This window comes from Segatella copri (assembly GCF_019249795.2).
Taxonomy (GTDB): domain Bacteria; phylum Bacteroidota; class Bacteroidia; order Bacteroidales; family Bacteroidaceae; genus Prevotella; species Prevotella copri_B.
The window spans coordinates 1,647,891-1,669,136 of record NZ_CP156891.1 but is presented as its reverse complement, the minus strand read 5'-3'; the positions used below and the strand labels follow the sequence as shown (position 1 = coordinate 1,669,136).

Here is a 21,246-nt window from a genome sequence, read left to right as displayed (position 1 = left end):
AGAGAGATAATTATGAAAAAGAATAAATTATATATAGCATCGGTGGCTTTTGCGGCATTGTCATTGGTCACATCATGCGACAGCTTCCTGGACAAGTTGCCAGATGATCGTGCCGAGGTAAATACCGAGGAAAAGGTGACCTCTCTGCTTGTGTCTGCTTATCCAACAGCAAGCAGCAATCTGATATTGGAATGGAGCTCAGATAATTATGCAGACAATGGAAAGCAGTATAGTACCAATCAGGATATAGAGCAGGTTTATCGTTTTCAGCCACTTACAGCTCAAACAAATGATAGCCCAAAGAGTTTGTGGAATGGTTATTATTCTGCAATTGCAGCAGCCAACCAGGCTTTGGCTTCCATCGATGAGATGGGTAATCCGGCATCGCTAAAGGCGCAGAGAGCTGAGGCTTTGCTCTGTCGTGCCTATAGCATGTATCGTCTTGCTACAACTTTCTGTATGACTTATAATCCAGATAATGCAGAGAAGTGCATGGGACTCCCTTATCCAACAAAGCCTGAGACAACTGTAAGCCCTGATTATAAGCGTGGTACACTGAAGCAACTTTATGAGCAGATTGATGCAGATATTGAGGCTGCCTTGCCTGATGTGAGCGATGATATCTATACCCAGCCTAAGTATCATTTCAATCAGAAGGCTGCGTATGCTTTTGCTGCTCGTTTCAACCTGTACTATATGAACTATGACAAAGTGATAACATATGCTAGCAAGGTGCTTGGAGCAAATCCAGCCTCTTTGTTGCGCAACTATGTGCCTTTTATGTCTTTGTCTAATTCAGAGGATATAGAGAATCGGTATATTTCTTCATCAGAGAACGCCAATCTCTTGTTGATGACGGCATTTAGTCAAATTGGTAGAAATATCAGTGGTAATGAAGCGCGTTTTTGTCACAATCAAAATGTAGGTCAGTATGAAACGATTTGGGCTAAGATGCCATGGGGAAGTGGATCCAGAGACAATACTCTCTACCAGTCAAACTTGTTGTTTGGCAATGCCCGTATTCTTATCTTCCCAAAGATGTTTGAACATTTTGAGTTTATCGACAAGATAAACCAAACTGGATATCTTCATGTTGTAGATGCTGTGTTCACTACTGATGAAACCCTTCTTTGTCGTGCTGAGGCTTATGCCATGAAGAAGGATTATGATAATGCGGTGAAAGATATCAATACTTGGATTGTGTCGCATACTATGACTGCGAATGGTACGGCAAAACGCCCAACAATGACAGTTGAAAGTATCAAGACTTTTATCGAAAGCTTGCCGTATGCACCTGTTACACCAAAATCCAATTTGGAGCATAGCATTCGTAAGACATTCCATCCACAGGGATTCACGGTTGAGGCTGGTACCCAAGAGGATATTTTGCAATTCATCTTACAGATGCGTCGACTGGAGACCCTGTATCAAGGTCTTCGTTTCCTTGATATCAAGCGCTATGGCATTGAGTTCAGCCATGATGTTGACGAAGAGTCTCCTATTGTATTCAAGGCTGGTGACTTGCGAGGTGCGATTCAATTGCCAGATGATGTAATTGAGGCAGGATTACCTGCAAATCCAAGAGAAGAGTCTAACAAATAAAAAATGAGTAAACTATGAAATATATAAAATTATTCATACTGATAGCGTCAGTCTCTCTGTTTGCTGCCTGCTCAGACGATAGTCTTGATTCTAAGAGTATTTTCGATACGCAGAATAAGGAAGAGCAGAATGACTTTGACAAGTGGCTCAAGACCAACTATGTGGATACCTATAATATCCGCTTTAACTATCGATATAGTGACAAGGAGACGGACAACAAGTATAATCTTGCACCTGCCGATTTTAATAAGTCTAAGGCATTGGCTATTATGGTCAAGCATATTTGGCTGGATGCTTATAAGGAAGTGATGGGCGATCAGTTTATGAAGACCTATTCTCCTCGTGTGATGCAGTTGGTTGGTTCAGCAGCTTATGATTCTCAGTCTTCTATTGTGATGGGTACTGCTGAGGGTGGCTTGAAAGTAACTTTGTATAATGTAAATATTATCGATGTTGATAATCCAATCATAGATTCAGAAAATCCTTTCGTTGACAAGGAAAAAGGTACATACGATCTGAATTACTGGTTCTTCCATACAATGAATCATGAGTTCTGTCATATTCTGACTCAGAAAAAGAATTATTCTACTGAGTTCCAGACTGTTTCTGCCGGCAAGTATCAGACTTCAGGTTGGGTGAATGTAGAGGATGAAGAAGCTCCATCCATGGGATTTGTATCCGGTTATGCCAGCGGTGAGTATAATGAGGACTTTGCTGAGATCTTTGCCCAATATGTAACCCATTCTGAAGCAGCATGGCAAAAAATACTGCGTGCAGGTATTGTATACGAAACAGATGAAAATGGCGATTATGTGCTTGATGCAGACGGCAATCCTATAGTGAAGGATGCAAGTGGCTATAAAGCTATTATTCAGAAATTTAACATTCTCAAGGAATATTTTGCCAACACTTGGGGCATGGATATTACCAAGCTTCGTGAAGTTATCTTGCGTCGTACGGCAGAAGTAAAGGCAATGGATTTAGAAACATTAAAGTAAGACGGATATGAAAAAAATATATAACATATTATTTACGCTGATTGCGGTCTTGTCTTTCACATCTTGTTCCAACGACATAGATGAAGTGTTCGACAAACCTTCTGCAGAGCGAGTGAATGATGCAATAGCAGAGTATAAGACGGTTCTTACTTCTGCAGAGAATGGATGGCTGATGAAATATTATCCTAAGGCTAATACCAAGTATGGTGGATATAATCTGTTGTTGAAATTTGGAACAGATGGAAATGTTACTGCCATGAGCGATGCTTTGGGTGCAGACACGAAAGCCACATCACATTATAAATTGGAGCAGAGTGCTAGTATCGTTCTGTCTTTTGATGAGTACAATAAGGTGATTCATTTCTTCTCCGATCCAGCTAACCCTGATGGTATTGGTGATAATGGTAAGGGTATGGAAGGTGACTTGGAGTTCCGGGTGCTTACCGCCACTGCTGATTCTGTAGTCATGCTTGGCAAGAAGCGTGGTACAAAAATAGTGATGACTCCTATGGCGAAGGATGCCGATTGGACTGAGACCATTAATCATATAGACGATTTGGAGCAGGAAATGCAGTTTCCTAAATATACTTGCGAGGTGAATGATGTCAAGTATGTGGCAACAACAAGCTATCGTACCATTACTTTCACTAGTTCTAATGCCGAGGAAGGCTCTACAACGGAACCTTATATTGTTACAGACAAGGGCATTGAATTTTATGAGCCAATAACTCTTAATGGCGTTACTGTCAAGGGATTCAACTATAAAGGGGGCGATAACTATGAGTTTGAATCCACAGATGCCGCTGTAAAGATGTTGGGCGTTGTTCCTCCTATCAGTGAGCAGGTTATCAGTGGAGACTGGTTCTTCTCTGTAGCTAATATGGGTAGCTATACTCAGGCGTATTGGAATGCTGGTAATGAGGAGGTTTCTAAGTATTATTCTCCTTGCTATTATGCTGCTTTTACCACTTCTGCGTTTGATGGCTATGTAGGACATTGGGGAATCTTGTTCAATGTGGCAGGCTATGGTTCGTTCATAGACATTACTCCTACTATCGTTGATGATGATCATATCTCATTTGCTTGTCCTGGCAAGTTTGGTGCGAATGGTCAGTTTTTCTATGGAAGGGGTCAGCTGTATATGATTTATGCACTGACTGGTGATGAGGGAACTCATGCTGCCAACGTGGCCAAGACTTATAAAGTCGAGTTGATGCAGGGTACAACGAAACAGCCTTCTTCTATAAAGTTGACTGATGAGAGTAATCCAAATAACTGGTTTGTCTTGACAACTAGTATGCCAGAATCTCTTTTTTAGAGTTCATCCATCATGAAATAAAATTATATACATAATGTTTAATAGGATTCTTTGTGAAAAGAATACATAAAGTCTCTCGTCTGGGGGCGTGCTCATTTAAGCACGCCCCTTATTTATTGTTGCAGTATAAACTGTATTCCGGAATATTTTGCCGAGGAATAAGTTGACTGTTAATCGGAAATAGTGTACTGGCGAATGAAGAACAGTTGACTAGCCGTACGCTCGCCAGTTGGCTGTTCTACTGCAACAGTCAGCGTAAATGCCTGTAAAAGTGTTGTAAGTAAGGGATAAAGAAATACTCTTCACTCTTCACCTTTCCTTCGGAATCCCCAGTGTTTATGGGCGTTTCGAGTGGTGAAGAGTTCTTGGACACTCTTCACCCACTCTTCACCACTCTTCACCTTAGCTGGTTCGGCGGAGGATGTGTCATAAATTTATGATTCACACTTTTCTTGTTGTTTGAAGAGCGAGGATATGTTGTTGGAAGAGTAAGAATATGTTGTTGGAAGAGATAGGATATGTTGTTGAGGCAGTCTGTATCTTCGGTCGCACAACAGCTGTTGTGCGCTTGCATAACAGCTGATATGCGCATGCACAACAGGTGATGTGCATGCGATGGTCAACTGTTATGCACCAACATCCAGACTTATGATACACCCTCCTCAGGGACGCCTAGCGGTCTTGCGCTGCAATTTACGCCTGTTAGTCTTTGGAATCGGTGAAGAGTGGTGAAGAGTGGTGAAGAGTCGCTGCAAACTCTTCACCCCTCGGAATGCCGATATACACAGGGGTTTCCGAAGAAAAGGTGAAGAGTGAAGAGTAAAAGCGTGTTCGCTTGCAGGTAAAAAAATGGGGCGCAAGCTGTTTCCATGAAAGGAATCGCTTGCGCCCCTGATATTATTGCTTATGAGTAAATGAGCACCCTAAGATTAGAACTTGTAGATAGCACCAAATGAAATGTTGCTCGCATCTACGTTAAGTCCGAATGTTGATGAGTTGTCACCATGGTCAGGAGAATAACCTTTGTAACCGAGGAAACCTACCTTTGTGATGAAGTTTACGTGGTCTGAAAGCTTAACAGCCAAACCTGGCTTGATGCCTACCTCGTATAAATCGCCACCGCCCTTGCTGAAGCTGCTGTAACCGATTGTACCCTCAACGAAGAGGTTAACCAACTTGGTTTCTACGGCTGTGTAACGTACGTAAGGAGCAACTTTGAATGTTGTAGATTCACCTACAGGAGAAAGCTTGCAAACTTCGCCCTTCTTGATACCAATCTCGAGACCAGCTTCCCACTTGTTGTTGAACTGGTAACCAATCTCAGGCATCAAGGTGTAAGCTGTCTTGCTGTCACCATCACCGATCTTGTTGCTGGAAATACCAGCTGTACCACCGATGTAAACCTGTGCGCTAGCGCAAACTGAAACGAGAGCCATAGCAAGGCTCAACATAATCTTCTTCATAATCAATCTTTTCTTTTAATTATTACTTTCTTTTATCACTCTAATCAGGTAGCTTTTCAGCCCCTTTATTTATGATAGCAAAGCACATCCCAGACATGCCCTGCACTCTCTAATTCGGCGGCAAAGATATAGGAAATAACTTGAAACTCAAAACTATTTCTCAGTTTTTCTTGCAAAACAAGCCGTATTATTGATGTAAATCAAGAAAAGTAGGCATGCTGAATGTATCTAAAGCTATTTCTGCTGCAAAGCTACGATTTTTTAGTGAAACCGCCAAATAATATGAGGGAATATTTGGGCAAACCAACTTTTTTCTCTATCTTTGCATGAACAAACAGTTTGAATCTTTTTTTTATTAATATCATAAATGAATCAATTTACAAAGCAGATAGCAGCCCAGCTCAATCTGAAGGAGCAGGCTGTAGAAAATACTCTGGCGCTGCTCGAAGAGGGCTGCACCATTCCGTTTATCTCGCGATACCGCAAGGAGAAAACCGGTAATATGGATGAGGTAAACATTGAAGCCATCGCACAGGCTAACGAGAAACTCTCTGAGATGGCGAAGAGAAAGGAGACTATCCTCAAAACTATCGAGGAACAGGGAAAACTCTCGGATGAACTGAAAAAACGCATCGAACAGTGCTGGGATGCCACCGAACTGGAAGATATCTATCTTCCTTATAAGCCAAAGCGCCGCACCCGTGCACAGATAGCACGTGAGGCAGGCTTGGAGCCTCTGGCACAGCTGCTCCTCTTCCAGCGTGAGCGCAATCCGGAACAGGCTGCCAGGAAGTTTGTGGGCGATAAGGTGAAGGATGTGGAGGCTGCACTTCAGGGAGCCAAAGACATCATCGCTGAAACCGTAAGCGAAAATGAGCAGAGTCGCAATCAGATTCGCGGTGAGTTCAGACGCGGTGCCATCATCACTTCTAAGGTGGTAGCCAAGAAGAAGGATGAGGAAGAGGCGCAGCGCTTCTCCGACTATTTCGATTTCTCAGAACCATTGAAGAAATGTTCTTCGCACCGACTGCTGGCTATGCGTAGAGGCGAGGCAGCTGGATTCTTGCGTGTCAGCATCTCGGCTGATGATGAGCAGTGTCAGGATAAACTGAAGCGCCACTATGTACATGGTTTCGGTGAGTGCCAGACGCTGGTGGGTGAAGCGGTGGATGATGCCTTTAAGCGACTGCTGAAGCCTAGCATTGAAACCGAATTTGCTGCGCTCAGCAAGCAGAAGGCGGATGAGGAGGCTATTGTGGTCTTCGCCGAAAACCTGCGCCAGCTTCTGTTGGCGGCTCCTCTCGGACAGAAACGCGTGATGGCGGTTGACCCGGGTTTTGCCAATGGTTGCAAGACTTGCTGTCTCGATGCGCAGGGCAATCTGATTCATCATGAAATCGTTTATCCTCATCCTCCCCGCAACAAAAAGAGCGAGGCTACGGCTGCCATCCAGCGCATGGTAAAGATGTATCAGGTGGAGGCAATGGCTGTAGGTAACGGTACGGCAAGCCGCGAAACCAGCGACTGGCTGCATAGCATCGATTTCGTTCATCCGGTAGATATCTATGTGGTGAGCGAGGATGGTGCTTCTATCTATTCGGCTTCGAAGATTGCAAGAGATGAGTTCCCGGATGAGGATGTTACCGTGCGTGGTGCTGTGAGCATCGGACGAAGACTGATGGATCCGCTTGCTGAGTTGGTGAAGATAGATCCGAAGAGCATCGGTGTGGGACAGTATCAGCATGATGTGGACCAGACTCAGTTGAAGAAGAGTCTGGATACGGTGGTAATGAGTTGCGTGAACTCGGTGGGTGTCAACCTGAATACCGCATCGCAGCATCTGCTGACCTATGTGAGCGGTTTGGGACCTACGCTTGCCAAGAATATCGTGGAATATCGCCGCGAGAATGGAGCCTTTGCTTCCCGTGCCCAGTTGAAGAAGGTGCCCCGTCTGGGTCCTTCGGCCTTCGAGCAGTGTGCCGGCTTCCTCCGCATTCCAGGCGCTAAGAATCCTTTGGATAACAGTGCTGTTCATCCAGAGCGCTATGCGCTGGTAGAGCAGATGGCGAAAGATCAGGGCGTAACGGTGAAGCAGCTGGTAGAAGACAAGGCGCTGCAGAAGAAGATTGATATCCGGAAATATGTGAGTGCTGAGGTGGGTATGCCTACTTTGACCGATATCATGGCTGAGCTTGACAAGCCGGGCTTGGATCCTCGTGGTGAGGTAGAGAAGTTTGAGTTTGATGCCAGCATCAAGGAGATAGAGGATTTGCAGGTGGGCATGGTTGTGCCGGGCATTGTTACCAACATTACCAAGTTTGGTGCCTTTGTAGATATAGGTGTCCACAACGATGGTCTGGTTCATGTATCCCAGATGTCAAACCGTTACATTCAGGATCCTTCTGAGTTGGTAAAGCTTCATGAACATGTGATGGTGAGAGTGGCAGAAGTAGATTTGAAGCGCAAGCGCATCGCCTTGTCGATGAAGGGCGTGAAATAGAAAGGATATTCAGAATGAATCAGAATAATAATGGTGATGCTCTCTTGGCAGGGGGCATCACCAGAGATTGTATAGAGTCGGCATATTGCTTTATTCATCAAAAGCTCAGGGTTTTTGAATTTTCCACCAATCCTACGCAGCGTGATGATATAGAGTATGCCATCGCCCAGTATGTAGAGGGCATGAATCCGCAGCTCTATCTTCTTCTTTCTCAAGGCAGAACGGAATACCTTCTAGACCATGTGAATTTTGAAAAAGATATGCGCGAGGCACAGGAAAAACTGGAAGGGATGATGTAGGTATCTCTCTGCTTTAGGAGAAGGATAAAATGAGTCACGTTAATTTAAGTTGATGAGGGTGCGTCATGGACTTATGACACACTCTCTTTTTAGCTATCAAATTAAATAGTATCTACAATCTACACGAGCGCCTTTCTTCGCTATTTCGGTTCCGACCATAGAATAAACAAACTTGCGAATTTCTTTGATTTCAACATCAGGTATTCTACTTGCTATTTCAGAAATTTTGCTCATAGGATGTCTGTGTAAGTCCTCTTTGATAAGGGCTTTCAGAACAATGGTTCTATAGTTCTTAGCGTTGTGACAATATTGGATTTTGCATTCCCCTGATTTCCGCAACACTATAATTTAATGTTTTTTATAAGCACCTGAGCAACAAAAAGTTGCTCAGGATTTTGCCATGTCAGAAATTTCACTTATCTTAGTGTTGCAAAATAAAAACAAACAATATAGTAAATTAGCACATATGGGATAATTAGACTGCAAAAATTTGATGATCGGTATCCCATAATTTAACTTTTTAAAAGGGGAAATAGGAAACAACTTTCACGTTCTGTATCTTGATTTTATGCCTTTAACCGGAGTGTAAAGCAGCTGCCTTTCCCCAATTCACTATCTATGGTCAGAGTGCCCCCATGCGCTTCGACAAAGTCCTTGGAAATGGATAGTCCCAGTCCACTACCCTGTACCTTGGTGCCCGGAACTCGGAAATAATGTTCGAAGATGCTCTGGTGATAACGGGGATCGATGCCTTTTCCAAAATCACGTACGAACATTTCTATCCAGTTGTCCTTTGTTTGCCGCGCACCGATGATAATACGCCCGTTTTCTGCTGAATACCGGATAGCGTTGGAAAGTAGGTTCGTCAGCACCCAAGCTATCTTTTCACTATCAACAAACAGTTTGCCCATCTTCTCTTCCGGATATTGCACTTCTATCTGAATGTTGAACTTCTCGGCCTGTATCCGGTTTGCCTTGATGGCATATTCAATCAACTCGATAGGCTTGGTGATGCGCGGTTTCAGTTGTAACTTACCGGATTCCACCTGGGTCATGTTGAGTAATTCACTGGTGATACTCAGCAACCGGTCGCTGTTATCCTGAATGCTTTGAGCCAGTTCCTTCTGTTCCTCATTCAGAGAGCCCACTCGGCAGTCTTCCAGCAGTTGCAGGCTCATCAGAATGGCCGAAATCGGTGTTTTTAGTTCGTGAGAGATGGTAGAGATGAAGGTGGTCTTGGCGGAATCCAGTTCTTTAAACTCAGTGATGTTTTTTAAGAGAATCACATATCCTTCTTTTTGCGAGGAACCTTCTCTGCCTGTCTTCATGCACCTCATTTGGAAATAGCTTTCCTTATTGTCGGCATAGATTTTAAGCGGCTCGTTTTTAGAGGTGCTCTTTTCATCGAATGCATCCTGCAATCCCCGGAGCAATCTGCGGAGAAGGTCATTGCGCAGGGCTATCTCCTGAGCTGGTTTCAGCAAGACTTCTTCTCGCTGAAGGTTGAGGATGCTGAGGGCTTCATCGTTAATGAAAAGGATGGTCATCGCATTGTCCAGTCCGATAATGGGTTCCTTCACACTGTTGATGATGGTTTCCATATAATTCTTGGCTGCCTTTATTTCAGCCAGTGTGCTAGAGTTGTAGTCAGCCAGCCGTTTAGCCATCCGATTGAAGTTTTTGGACACCTCTTCAAACTCCTTGCTTTCGAGGTTCAACCGCTGTTCGTAGTTGTGATTGGCAATTTCCTTGATACCGTCTGTAATTTCTTTGACGGGCTTGTTGATGGAGGACGGCAACTGTTTCAACATCCAAAGGCCGCAGACAATGCAGAGACCTCCGATGATGGAGACCCATACCAATGCCCGTTGCAGACCGGGACCGGCCGCCGGGCTAGTCGGTTCGGTGGCGGTCAGAATTTGCAAGTTGACGACAGAGAGTGAAACTAACAGCACAATCATGGCTACCAGCACACCGATATTCAACGTCAGTTTTGTCTTGATATTCATAAAACAATCTATTTAACCTAATTTCCGCAACACTATCATTTAATATTTTTTATAAGCACCTGAGCAACAAAAAGTTGCCAGGATTCTGCCATGTCAGAAATTTCACTTATCTCAGTGTTGCAAAATAAAAACAAACAAAATTCTGAATGACATGGCAAAAGTACAAATTAAATCTGAGAAACCCACTCCTTTTGGGGGATTTTTTTCGATTATGGAGCAATTTGATGCTCTTTTGGCTCAAACCATAGATTCCACCTTGGGATTGAGATGCACTATGTGTTTGGTTATCAATATAGCGAGATTCTAGACCATGCTTTTCTGGTTAAACCAGCGTATTACCTCAAGTCGCTTTGCAAGCAAAATCCCACTAAACCCTATAGGTTGCGGATTTGAGGTTTAGGTTTATTACTGCGGAAAGATAACCAATTTTATGTTCTCATCCGAGAGAAATCTCAAAAAAGACCGGTATCGTTTCAGATGAACTAAAGTCGAGACATAGGTGAAAGCCGGTTGTCCGATGCACAGCGTCGTGACCTGACGCTCTTTGCACACCGTTTGAATAGTATCTATGACATCCGGTGAAGCCCGCTGTATCAGTTCACCGCCCAGCTCCGCCGCCAGTTTGAAGTGATTCAGCAGATGGCGCTGGGTAGCCAATGGAATGCGGTCTGGATGTTCGGCAGGGGTCTGTACATAAAGAACCAAAAAATCCGTATCATATCGAGAGGCTAACCTGGCAGTGCGGCGAATGAGCCTTTTGGGAGTTATTTCATTGCTGCTGATGCATACCAGAAAAAGTTCGCGATGTACACCTTTCTCTCCGCTGATAATTTCGTTCTCCACTTTCCGTTCCACACGAAAGGCAACCTCTTTTAAAGCCAGTTCCCTGAGCTGAAGGATGTTTTCAGTTTTGAAGAAATGGTTCAAGGCTGTTGGAATTTTTTCTTTTCGGTATATTTTTCCAGCTTTCAAACGATTGATCAGTTCTTCCGCTGTCAAATCTATATTCACAACTTCGTCTGCTTCTTCTAGCACCTTATCAGGAATCCGTTCTTTTACTTCGATGCCGGCAATTCCTTTTACCTCTTCATTTAGGCTTTCTATATGCTGAATGTTGACTGCAGTGATAACATTGATGCCTGCTTCAAGCAATTCCATGACATCCTGCCATCGTTTTTCATGCCTGCTTCCTTCCACATTGGTGTGCGCAAGTTCATCTACCACTACCAATTCTGGGTGTAACAGCAAGATGGCATCCAAATCCATTTCTTCCAATTCCTTTCCTTTATAATAGATTTTTCTCCGTGGTATAATCGGCAGTCCGGCTAGCTGTTCTTCCGTTCCAGCACGTCCATGCGTCTCGACATATCCTATTTGCACATCAATGCCGTTGTTTAACATTTCATGTGCTTCCTGAAGCATACGGTAAGTTTTTCCCACACCGGCTATCATGCCGATATAGACCTTGAATACACCCCGCTGTGAACGCCGTATCAGCTGTAGGAAATGCTGTGCGTTTTCTTCTCTATCATTTCTATCCTTCATATTTATGTTTATTTCTGTTGATATTCTTGCAATCTGCCCGAGTTGACGATTAGGGAAATCACCCTACATCCTTCTCAAAGAGGCAGATTCCGTTATTCGTCTTTCCAATATCCCCGATAAAAGAGTAGCAAGATACCGAAAATCTCCAAACGCCCGATGAGCATCAACGCAGAAAGTATCCATTTGGCTGCATCGGGAAGAGCCGCCCAGGAGAAAGCCGGTCCGAAAGCTCCCAGTCCGGGACCCACATTGCCTATGGCGGATATCACTGTACTCATGGATTCGGTCAGTCCCACTCCACAGCACATCAATAATATCCACCCTATAAAAATACATATCAAGTAAGTTCCGAAAAAAGTGAATACTGTAGCAGAGGTCCGTACTGGGACACAGATACCGTTTACTCGTACCGGTAAAACAGCCCGAGGGTGAAGCATCTGTTTGAACTGATTCCGGATGTTACGGGCAATGATAAGCAACCGCATGTTTTTGACTCCTCCGCTGGTAGATCCAGTACATCCGCCTGAAATCATGGCGAAAATCAGCAACATCCAGGTGCAAGGAGGCCATAAGTTGTAATCATCTGAAGTAAATCCGCAGGAAGTATGAGCAGTAGCTACTTGAAACAGGGCTTTACGGAAGGACGTTTCCAAATCGTAGTAGTCAGTCAGGAATAGGGCTCCAGTAATGAACAGAGTGAGTATTCCGACGGACTTCAGAAACCAGCGTAATTCTTCATCTTTCCATAAATGGCGAAAGTTACCACGCATAGCAGCCAAATAATAAAGAGAGAAATTGACGCCAGACAGAATCATAAAAATAGAAATCACGTATTCAATGTAGGGCGAATTCCAATAGGCCACACTTGCCTGCTTGGTAGAGAAGCCACCGGTTGCGGTTGTAGCAAAGGCGTGACAGACGGCATCAACCCCACTCATACCACCCCCTACAAGCAGAAGAGTTTCCACAGCTGTCAGTCCGATATAGATTGTCCACAGCCACCGTGCCATCACTTTGATTTTGGGGTGAATCTTGTCATGGGTAACTCCCGTTGCCTCTGACAGGAAGAGCTGTTGGCTGCTGCCCGAAAATAGAGGCAACAGTGCAATAGTAAAAAGAACGATGCCAAGTCCACCAATCCACTGGGTCAGACTTCTCCAGAACAACAGTCCGTGGGGAAGGGTTTCGATATGATCCAATATCGTGGCACCGGTAGTGGTGAACCCTGACATGGTTTCAAAAAAGGCATCGGATATTGATGGAATATATCCACTAAATAGGAAAGGAAGCATTCCCAGTGCCGAAAACAGTATCCACGAAAGACTGACAATACAATAACCGTCACGTCGATTGATGGATACTTCATTTCGTTTACCCCCCAACAGCAGCAGTCCACCAAGTACAACGTTAATAAGCAGCGTTTCTAAAAAATGAATATAGTCTTCTTCCTGATAGTAGAAGGAAACACCTGCACAAAGTGCGAAAAACCCCGCTTCTACCAGTACAAGCACGCCTAATGCATATGAAACATTTCGATAGTTGACCATACAGCCCCTGTTTCTCTGAAAAGAAACTTTATTGCTTTGATACCATTCTTCCATTGTTCTTTTATTTTAATTTTATTACATGAGAAACAAGGACTGTGCCATTGTTCGAAATCTTTCATTATCACTTGAAAATCAGTAGCTATGAAGATATAAAAGAGGAATGAAAAGGCAGACTGTTTTCTCAATCTGAGAAGAAACCTTTTCATTTTGAGAAAACAAGTCTTTCCTTTCCATAGTCCTTAAGAGTACAAGGTGGTGGACATGTTAAAATCCGATGCCGATCCCTGCTACCAGGTAAGTTCGGTCATATACCGGTGATACGATAGCTTGAACAGATAAGGGGATTGTTAAATGGTTTGACAACGATACTTCCTTGGAAACTTTCAGAGATACGTCTGTAAAAGCGGCTTTATGGTGATACATTCCTTTCCAGGGAGTAAAGCCGACAGCGGGAGTCTGCACTATGTCAGCAGGTAGCCGGAAGGGATAGGAGGCCGAAAGGTAAGTAGATGCCTGCAGATTGCCCTTCTCATTCTTGTCTGCCCCGGCAAACATGGTGCTCCATGAAAGGGACAGCGGAAAAGAATCGCTGAAGCAGTAAGCCAATGTAGCCTCGAAATAATGGCTGTTTTTGTAATGGCCATAAGGTTGGTTGATACCGCTCCACCAATAATCGGACAAGGTGGCCGTTAAATTCCGGTAGGTATATCCGAGGTTGATGTCCCATTCTTTGGAACCTCCCTCTTCCCATTTGGTGAGTGACTGGCTGCCCCAAACATTGAGGGAAAAACCAGCATAACCCAGCGTGAGAGAAGGCTGTACCGAACAACCGGACTGCTGATCGGCCCCGCGCCAGACATAGTCAGAAACGAAATCCGCCTTGGCATGAACGGATAGTTTGTCTTGTGCAGAAACTTGTAAAGGATATAAACAAGCCACTACTCCTATAAGAAGCAGATTTTTTTTGATAAAAGTATACATATTACAAACAGATTAATGTTTTTTTCTTATGTTCATCTAAAGCAACATTCAGTTTCAATACATTGATTTTGGAAGGCCCGAAAACGCCGAAAAGCGGTCTTTCGATATGGTTTTCCACCAGTGCTTTCACTTCTTTTTCGCTCAATCCCCTGGCAGTAGCTACCCGTTTTATCTGCACATAGGCACAGGCAGGTGTGATGTCAGGATCCAATCCGGAGGCACTGGCCGTTACCATTTCTGCAGGCACCTCCGCACGTTTCAGGTACGGATGGTGCAGCAAAAAGGTGTCTATCCGGGCCTCGACTTCTTTCAGGTAGCTTTCATTGGTTACCCCTTTGTTGCTGCCGGCCGAGCTGGTGCCGTCGTAACCGTCACCTGCACAGGAAGGTCGTCCCCAAAAATAAATATCTTGGGTAAACCGCTGTCCGACGTTGGCTACCCCCACTACTTTTCCGTTCAGGCTAACGGTTTCGACATTGCCACCCTCACCCGGCGCGGCGAACTGGGCATACGCCCACAGGACCAGCACATAACATACGGACAAAAACACACAAAAAACAAGAGTGAGTTTTATTGATTTTATAAGATTCTTCATAATGAATATTTTTACGAGTCAATTTAAAATAATTTGAATAAATTATCATGAAAGATAGGTTAGACAAATAGTCCAACGAGCAGATCAATCAGCTTGATACCCACAAAAGGAGCGATTAAACCGCCTACCCCATAGATAAGCAGGTTTCGACGAAGCAGAGCACTGGCACCGATCGGCTTGTAGGCAACTCCTTTCAGCGCCAGAGGTATCAGCGCAGGAATGATGAGCGCATTGAAGATGACGGCAGACAGGATGGCACTTTCGGGACTGTGAAGCCCCATGATGTTAAGGGCACCCAATTGAGGAACAGAAACCATGAACAAGGCCGGAATGATAGCAAAGTATTTTGCCACATCGTTAGCGATGGAGAAGGTGGTCAGTGTACCTCGTGTCATCAACAGCTGCTTTCCTATCTCTACGATTTCGATTAGTTTAGTCGGGTCATTATCCAGGTCAACCATGTTGCCGGCCTCTTTTGCCGCCTGTGTACCGCTGTTCATGGCTACCCCTACGTTGGCCTGTGCCAAAGCCGGAGCATCGTTTGTACCGTCACCCATCATGGCCACCAGCTTGCCGGTCGCTTGTTCCCGACGGATGTAATTCATCTTGTCTTCCGGCTTGGCTTCGGCGATGAAGTCATCCACACCCGCTTTTTTGGCAATGTATTGTGCCGTCAAGGGATTGTCTCCCGTTACCATCACCGTTTTGACACCCATTTTTCGTAAGCGTTCAAATCGCTCTTCTATACCTGGTTTGATAATGTCCTGCAATTCAATGACACCGGCTACTTTCTGATTGACACAGACCACCAAAGGAGTACCTCCGTTGCCTGATATGTTTTGAATAGCATCTTCCGTTTCCTGGGGGAAGTCATGACCGGCTGCCTGCGTCAGGCTGCGGATGGCATCAAAAGCCCCTTTACGAATTTGGGTACCGTCTTTCAGGTCTACGCCAGAGCATTTGGTTTCCGCCGTAAACGGGATTATGTGGGCCCCTTTCGTTTCCGTCTGGAGTGTATGCATGCGGATGCCTTGTTCGCGTCCCAATTCGATGATGGATTTACCTTCCGGAGTGTCATCGGCTAAGGAAGAGAGCATGCATATTTCCACAAAAGGGCGCAGAGGAATCTCTTTGACCGGATGAAAGGCTGTAGCCTTACGGTTTCCGATAGTGATGGTACCCGTCTTGTCCAGTAAAAGTGTATCCACATCTCCTGCTGTCTCAACGGCTTTTCCTGATTTGGTGATGACATTGGCACGCAGTGCGCGGTCCATACCTGCAATTCCGATGGCGGAAAGCAGTCCACCGATGGTGGTAGGAATCAGACAGACAAAGAGAGACAAGAAAGCGGCTATCGTAATGGTAGTGCCGGAATAGTCGGCCATCGGCTTCAGCGTAATGCACACCACCAGAAAGACAAGTGTGAATACAGCCAGCAGGATAGTCAGTGCAATCTCATTCGGCGTTTTCTGCCGGCTAGCCCCTTCGACCAATGCAATCATCTTGTCAAGGAAACTCTCTCCGGGCTGTGTGGTAACCACCACCCGAATCCGATCTGAGAGCACTTTTGTACCCCCAGTTACCGAACTTTTATCTCCGCCGGCTTCACGGATAACCGGAGCGGATTCTCCCGTAATCGCACTTTCATCGATGGAGGCCAGACCTTCTATGATTTCACCGTCTGCAGGAATGACATCCCCTGCTTCACACTCAAAGACATCGCCTTTCTTCAGTTGGGAACTGCTTACAGACTCCAGCTTTCCATCTGTGACCCGCTTGGCAGGTGTTTCCTCACGAGTTTTGCGCAGGCTGTCAGCCTGAGCCTTGCCCCGTGCTTCGGCGATGGCTTCCGCAAAGTTGGCAAAAAGCAAGGTCAGAAAAAGAATGACGAAAACGCTGAAGTTATAGATTACCGAGCCCTGTGCACCGCTTACCGCTGAATAGACGGTCACCGGCAGCATGAAAAAGGTGGCGATTTCCACTGTGAACATAATAGGGTTTTTCACCATCAGTCGTGGATTCAGTTTGACGAAAGACTGTTTGAGACTGGCTTTCAGCTGGTCTTTCTGAAACAACGAGTTGTTTGTATTTTTAGTATTCATATTTTCTTGCTATTAATCAGTTGTAATTAGAGAGTAAAATGTTCCGTCAGTGTGGTCAGGGCCTGTGCCGGGAAGAAAGACAAGGCTGCTACAATAAAGATAACAGCAAAAGTCATGACAGCAAAGGTCACCGTATCGGTTTTCAGCGTACCAGCACTTTCAGGAATGTATCTTTTCTGAGCCAGCAGTCCGGCCAAAGCTACCTGGCCGATAATCGGAATGAAACGGCTCAGGATCAGTACAATGCCACAGGAAAAATTCCAGAACCAGGTATTGTCACCCAAGCCTTCGAATCCAGATCCGTTATTGGCCGCACAAGAGGTAAACTCATAAAGCATTTCTCCCAATCCATGGGAACCAGGATTGTTGAGCCATCCGCCTTCACTCGCCACAAAAGCCGGGGCATGAACATACAGATAGGCAGCCAGAGCCGTTCCTACCAGGATGACAAACGGATGCAGCAGCGCTACGATAGAAGCGATTTTCATTTCGCGAGCTTCCACCTTGTGGCCCATGAATTCAGGAGTTCGGCCTACCATCAACCCGCTGATAAATACAGCGATGATGAGGAACGTAAAGTAATTCATCCAGCCTACGCCGACACCACCGAACCACGTATTAATCTGCATGTTCAGCATTTCTATCATCCCTGAAAGAGGCAGGGTAGAGTCATGCATGCCGTTGACAGACCCATTGGAGGTTACGGTGGTCGCAACACTCCACAATCCGGTGGCACCAGCCCCCAAACGTATTTCTTTTCCTTCCATTGAGCCATTTTCTTGTGCAATTTCCATGTCATCAATACGTGGATTACCTCCCATCTCTTGTGATACATTGACACAGGCTCCAATCAGAAAGGCTACCAGCATAACTCCATAGATGCTGTATCCTAATTTCTTCCGTTTCACATAAAATCCGAATGCAAAAGCCATAGCCATAGGGATAATCAAGATGGACCAGCATTCTATCATATTGGATAAATAGGTCGGATTTTCCAAGGGATGGGAAGAGTTAACACCGAAATAGCCTCCGCCATTGGTACCCAACTGTTTGATGGGGATAATGGCAGCCGCCGGACCTTGTGATACATATTGGGTTTCACCTTCCAGGGTGGTTACTTCCATTTTTCCGTCAAATCCCATGGGAGTACCTTGCGTAATTAGAATAAAGCCGACAACTAAAGACAACGGAAGAAGAATACGGGTACAGCTAAGTACCAAAAATTTCCAGAAATTGCCGATAGTTTGTGTGGTTTTTTCTCCCAAAGCTTTCATAATTCCTGCCATGGCAGCCATACCGGTAGCAGCAGTCAGGAACTGGAACAGCATAATAACGAAGAGCTGAGTAAAATAGGTTAAGTTACTTTCTCCACTGTAGTGCTGTTCGTTGCAGTTTACCATAAACGAAATGCAGGTGTTGAAAGCCTGGTGAGCACTTTGTGCCAAATTGCCATCCGGATTCAGAGGCAACCAACCTTGCAAGGTAAGCAACACCATACCCCAAATGAACCAAAACAGATTCACGGTGAGTAATGCTCTCAAGAATTGTTTCCAGTTCATTTCTTCATCGGGATGAATGCCCGAAAGACGGAAAATCCATCCTTCTATCGGCTTCATAAAATCTGTCCAAACCTTTTTTCCTCGATATACACGAGCGATGTATTTTCCCAGCGGATAGCTGAGAACAACCATCAATACCACTTGGGCTACTATACCTATTATTTCTGTATTCATAATTTCTACTTTTTAGAATTTTTCCGGCTTAACCAAGACATAAGCAAGATAGCCGAACAGGATAAAACCTACGATAAACAATGCTGTATACATACCTTTCTTTTTTTATAGGTTATCGAACCAATCGATACACTTCATAAACATTTTAAAACAGGCCAATCCGCTTGCTACACAGATGGCGATTCCAATCATTTCATTCATTTTCTTTTCATTTTATTTATTACAATTATTATGAGTTATACATGATGGTATCATATAGGCAAGGGATGTGCCAAGAAAATAAATCAAGAACTAACAGACTGTGTATCAGCTATAAAAAGAAATTCAACTGACTATAAAGCAAGAGAGCGGCCCTCTCAGAATGAGAAGGTCGCTCTCTTGAAATGAAATGATAAAGAAACCGGATGTTTTATGTTATTGAATGCCGTAAGAGTCTATTTTTCGGTATAAAGTGGCAAGACCGATTTTCAGTAAACGAGCTGTTTCTGTCTTGTTCCCATGGGTATGTTGGAGCACTTTGAGAATATGCTTTCGTTCAATAGCTGCCAATTCAAACTCATCCCCCTTATCGTCACTGCGTGAGCATGGATGATGCTGAAGTTCAATGGGAAGGTCTTCCAAGGTTATCTGGTTGTCGCAGATGATGACACTTCTTTCAATGACATTGCGCAATTCGCGCACATTGCCTTTCCATTCTGCCTGCCGAAGGGTAAGCAAGGCATCCGGATCTATATCTTCAATGTGTTTGTTGAACTTAGCAGCATAACGCTGCAGAAACATGCGGGCTAAACTCTCGATGTCTTCTTTTCTCTCCCGAAGAGCCGGCAGGTGAATTTGAAAGACTGACAGACGGTAAAAAAGGTCTTCCCGGAATCCTCCTTTCTCTATCTCTTCCTTTAAATGACGGTTAGTAGCTGAGATGATGCGTACATCTACTTGGGTTCGCTTCGTGTCTCCGATTTTGATGTATTCTCCTGTTTCTAAAACGCGCAGCAGACGGGCTTGCAAATCAAAGGCCATCTCTCCAATTTCGTCCAAGAATATGGTACCATGATTGGCGATTTCAAATAATCCCTTCTTATCCTTAACTGCACCGGTAAAGGCGCCAGCCTTGTAACCAAACAATTCACTTTCCAACAAATCCTTACTGAAAGCCGAACAGTTAATTTCCACGATAGGATACTGTGATCGGGCGCTGGCTGTATGAATGGCATGGGCAAACACTTCCTTGCCTGTTCCAGTCTCTCCGGTCAGTAAAATCGGGACATCGGTCTTGGCTACTTTTTGAGCCAGACTGATTGCTTGTTGCAAACACTCTGACTGGCCGACGATAGACTGAAAAGAATATGTTAGAGGAGCATCATTCTTCCCTTTTTTCTTTTCACTCTCTTCTATGGCACGGCTGATGGTAGGAATAATCTTACGGTTATCATCTCCTTTAGTAATATAATCAAATGCTCCATTTTTAATGGCTTGTACACCATCTGGAATGTTTCCATGCGCGGTAAGTAAGATAACAGCTGCATCCGGTTGAATTCTGTGAATGTCGAAAATGAAGTTCACTCCGTTTCCATCCGGTAGGAAAACGTCACAAAGTACCACTTCAAAACGTTGAGTATTCAGCATTTTCAAAGCAGAACGGCAATCTGCGGCTTTCGAGGCCTGGTAACCTTCTAATTCAACCATTCGAGCCAGCAGGTTACGTATAGGGTCTTCGTCATCAATAATTAAGATATGTATCATAAACCTAATTTCCGCAACACTATAATTTGATATTTTTTATAAGCACCTGAGCAACAAAAAGTTGCTCAGAATTTTGCCATGTCAGAAATTTCATTTATCTTAGTGTTGCAAAATAAAAACAAACAAAATTCTGAATGACATGGCAAAAGTACAAATAAAATCTGAGAAACTCACTCCTTTTGGGGGAATTTTTTCGATTATGAAGCAATTTGATGCTCTTTTAGCTCAAACCATATCGTCTTTTATGACAACTTGTACTTTGCCATCAGCATTGGGCATATTATAAAGAAGAAATTGTATCTCGTTACTCATAATTTATTACTTTAGATGCAAAGTAAGTGATTTATTTTTATAACAATGTGCCTATAGTGTAATCTTTAACAAGATATAACAAAAAACGCTTGTGTTATAGCATGTAATAGTGTGAAAGAATGTAAAATGAGCCCTTGCTTTTGGCTGTTACTATAGATTAGCATTGAAATATGTTGTCAAAATGTTGGCAATTTCTAGAAACAAAAAATCCTAACCGCTTATTATCAAGCAGTTAGGGTTTTCTTTGGTGCGCCTGATAGGACTCGAACCTACACGGCCTAAACCACTAGATCCTAAGTCTAGCGCGTCTACCAATTTCGCCACAAGCGCATTCTTGGGTGCAAAGATACAATAATAATTTGAATAAAAAGAATAAAAATGAAAAAAATGATGGTTTTACTTGCTTTTTACGAGAAATAATGGTAATTTTGCAAACAGATACTGTTCTATTTTTATTTTGTAAAAAAACGAAGGCAGGACAGTAAGGACAGATAAAAAC

The 21,246-nt window shown here is 44.1% G+C and carries 16 protein-coding genes, 1 tRNA gene and 1 pseudogene; 7 read left to right on the top strand and 11 right to left on the bottom strand.

Translation table 11 applies throughout. From position 1 onward, the window contains the following. Nucleotides 1-12: 12 nt before the first annotated feature. From KUA48_RS07305 to KUA48_RS07295, 3 genes are read left to right on the top strand one after another with little or no spacing between them, the layout of a single operon-like run. Nucleotides 13-1,602: a RagB/SusD family nutrient uptake outer membrane protein gene (locus KUA48_RS07305; RefSeq protein ID WP_218432209.1), complete on the top strand. Its 1,590-nt coding sequence runs from the start codon at nucleotides 13-15 to the stop codon at nucleotides 1,600-1,602. Nucleotides 1,603-1,616: 14 nt separating this feature from the next. Beyond that, nucleotides 1,617-2,600 (top strand): putative zinc-binding metallopeptidase, encoded by a 984-nt coding sequence (locus KUA48_RS07300; protein ID WP_218432208.1) that lies wholly within the window; start codon nucleotides 1,617-1,619, stop codon nucleotides 2,598-2,600. Between the two features lie 7 nt (nucleotides 2,601-2,607). Continuing rightward, nucleotides 2,608-3,918 carry a DUF4302 domain-containing protein gene (locus KUA48_RS07295; RefSeq protein WP_218432207.1) on the top strand — a complete coding sequence of 437 codons (1,311 nt, stop codon included), beginning with the start codon at nucleotides 2,608-2,610 and terminating at the stop codon, nucleotides 3,916-3,918. 929 nt (nucleotides 3,919-4,847) lie between these two features. Here the strand turns inward: KUA48_RS07295 and KUA48_RS07290 are convergent. Further along, complete coding sequence (locus KUA48_RS07290) at nucleotides 4,848-5,381, bottom strand: outer membrane beta-barrel protein (RefSeq protein ID WP_153080627.1); 534 nt, start codon at nucleotides 5,379-5,381, stop codon at nucleotides 4,848-4,850. Between the two features lie 367 nt (nucleotides 5,382-5,748). Here KUA48_RS07290 and KUA48_RS07285 point away from each other — a divergent pair, with 367 nt between their 5' ends. Continuing rightward, nucleotides 5,749-7,881, top strand: a complete 2,133-nt coding sequence (locus KUA48_RS07285) for a Tex family protein (RefSeq protein WP_218432206.1) — start codon at nucleotides 5,749-5,751, stop codon at nucleotides 7,879-7,881. Nucleotides 7,882-7,895: 14 nt separating this feature from the next. Further along, nucleotides 7,896-8,180 (top strand): hypothetical protein, encoded by a 285-nt coding sequence (locus KUA48_RS07280; RefSeq protein WP_153073005.1) that lies wholly within the window; start codon nucleotides 7,896-7,898, stop codon nucleotides 8,178-8,180. Nucleotides 8,181-8,746: 566 nt separating this feature from the next. On the opposite strand, the gene KUA48_RS07275 is transcribed toward KUA48_RS07280, so the two are convergent. Further along, the gene (locus KUA48_RS07275; protein WP_118254664.1) at nucleotides 8,747-10,189 is read right to left on the bottom strand and encodes an ATP-binding protein; all 1,443 of its coding nucleotides are present in this window, start codon (nucleotides 10,187-10,189) and stop codon (nucleotides 8,747-8,749) included. A gap of 151 nt (nucleotides 10,190-10,340) precedes the next feature. Here KUA48_RS07275 and KUA48_RS15710 point away from each other — a divergent pair. Beyond that, nucleotides 10,341-10,495: pseudogene (locus KUA48_RS15710) on the top strand (IS1380 family transposase); the annotation flags it as partial. Nucleotides 10,496-10,594: 99 nt separating this feature from the next. Here the strand turns inward: KUA48_RS15710 and KUA48_RS07270 are convergent. The 8 genes from KUA48_RS07270 to KUA48_RS07235 form a co-directional block, all read right to left on the bottom strand. Further along, nucleotides 10,595-11,734 (bottom strand): sensor protein KdpD, encoded by a 1,140-nt coding sequence (locus KUA48_RS07270; RefSeq protein WP_118254662.1) that lies wholly within the window; start codon nucleotides 11,732-11,734, stop codon nucleotides 10,595-10,597. 92 nt (nucleotides 11,735-11,826) lie between these two features. After that, nucleotides 11,827-13,335: a TrkH family potassium uptake protein gene (locus KUA48_RS07265; protein ID WP_218432200.1), complete on the bottom strand. Its 1,509-nt coding sequence runs from the start codon at nucleotides 13,333-13,335 to the stop codon at nucleotides 11,827-11,829. A 210-nt stretch (nucleotides 13,336-13,545) separates the two neighbouring features. Further along, nucleotides 13,546-14,262 carry a TorF family putative porin gene (locus KUA48_RS07260; protein ID WP_256624414.1) on the bottom strand — a complete coding sequence of 239 codons (717 nt, stop codon included), beginning with the start codon at nucleotides 14,260-14,262 and terminating at the stop codon, nucleotides 13,546-13,548. A 1-nt stretch (nucleotide 14,263) separates the two neighbouring features. After that, on the bottom strand, nucleotides 14,264-14,857 hold the full coding sequence (locus KUA48_RS07255) for a K(+)-transporting ATPase subunit C (RefSeq protein ID WP_118254656.1): 594 nt from the start codon (nucleotides 14,855-14,857) through the stop codon (nucleotides 14,264-14,266). A gap of 59 nt (nucleotides 14,858-14,916) precedes the next feature. Continuing rightward, a complete protein-coding gene (gene kdpB, locus KUA48_RS07250; RefSeq protein ID WP_118254654.1) occupies nucleotides 14,917-16,959 on the bottom strand; it encodes a potassium-transporting ATPase subunit KdpB in 2,043 nt (680 codons plus the stop codon). Nucleotides 16,960-16,985: 26 nt separating this feature from the next. Continuing rightward, complete coding sequence (kdpA, locus tag KUA48_RS07245; RefSeq protein ID WP_153073009.1) at nucleotides 16,986-18,692, bottom strand: potassium-transporting ATPase subunit KdpA; 1,707 nt, start codon at nucleotides 18,690-18,692, stop codon at nucleotides 16,986-16,988. A 12-nt stretch (nucleotides 18,693-18,704) separates the two neighbouring features. Beyond that, nucleotides 18,705-18,785, bottom strand: coding sequence for a K(+)-transporting ATPase subunit F (kdpF, locus tag KUA48_RS07240; protein ID WP_118254651.1), 81 nt, complete (start codon nucleotides 18,783-18,785; stop codon nucleotides 18,705-18,707). 321 nt (nucleotides 18,786-19,106) lie between these two features. Beyond that, complete coding sequence (locus KUA48_RS07235; protein ID WP_118254649.1) at nucleotides 19,107-20,435, bottom strand: sigma-54 dependent transcriptional regulator; 1,329 nt, start codon at nucleotides 20,433-20,435, stop codon at nucleotides 19,107-19,109. A 139-nt stretch (nucleotides 20,436-20,574) separates the two neighbouring features. Here KUA48_RS07235 and KUA48_RS07230 point away from each other — a divergent pair, with 139 nt between their 5' ends. After that, complete coding sequence (locus tag KUA48_RS07230; protein ID WP_153075956.1) at nucleotides 20,575-20,721, top strand: hypothetical protein; 147 nt, start codon at nucleotides 20,575-20,577, stop codon at nucleotides 20,719-20,721. Between the two features lie 271 nt (nucleotides 20,722-20,992). Here the strand turns inward: KUA48_RS07230 and KUA48_RS07225 are convergent. Then, nucleotides 20,993-21,077, bottom strand: a tRNA-Leu gene (locus KUA48_RS07225). Between the last annotated feature and the right edge of the window lie 169 nt (nucleotides 21,078-21,246).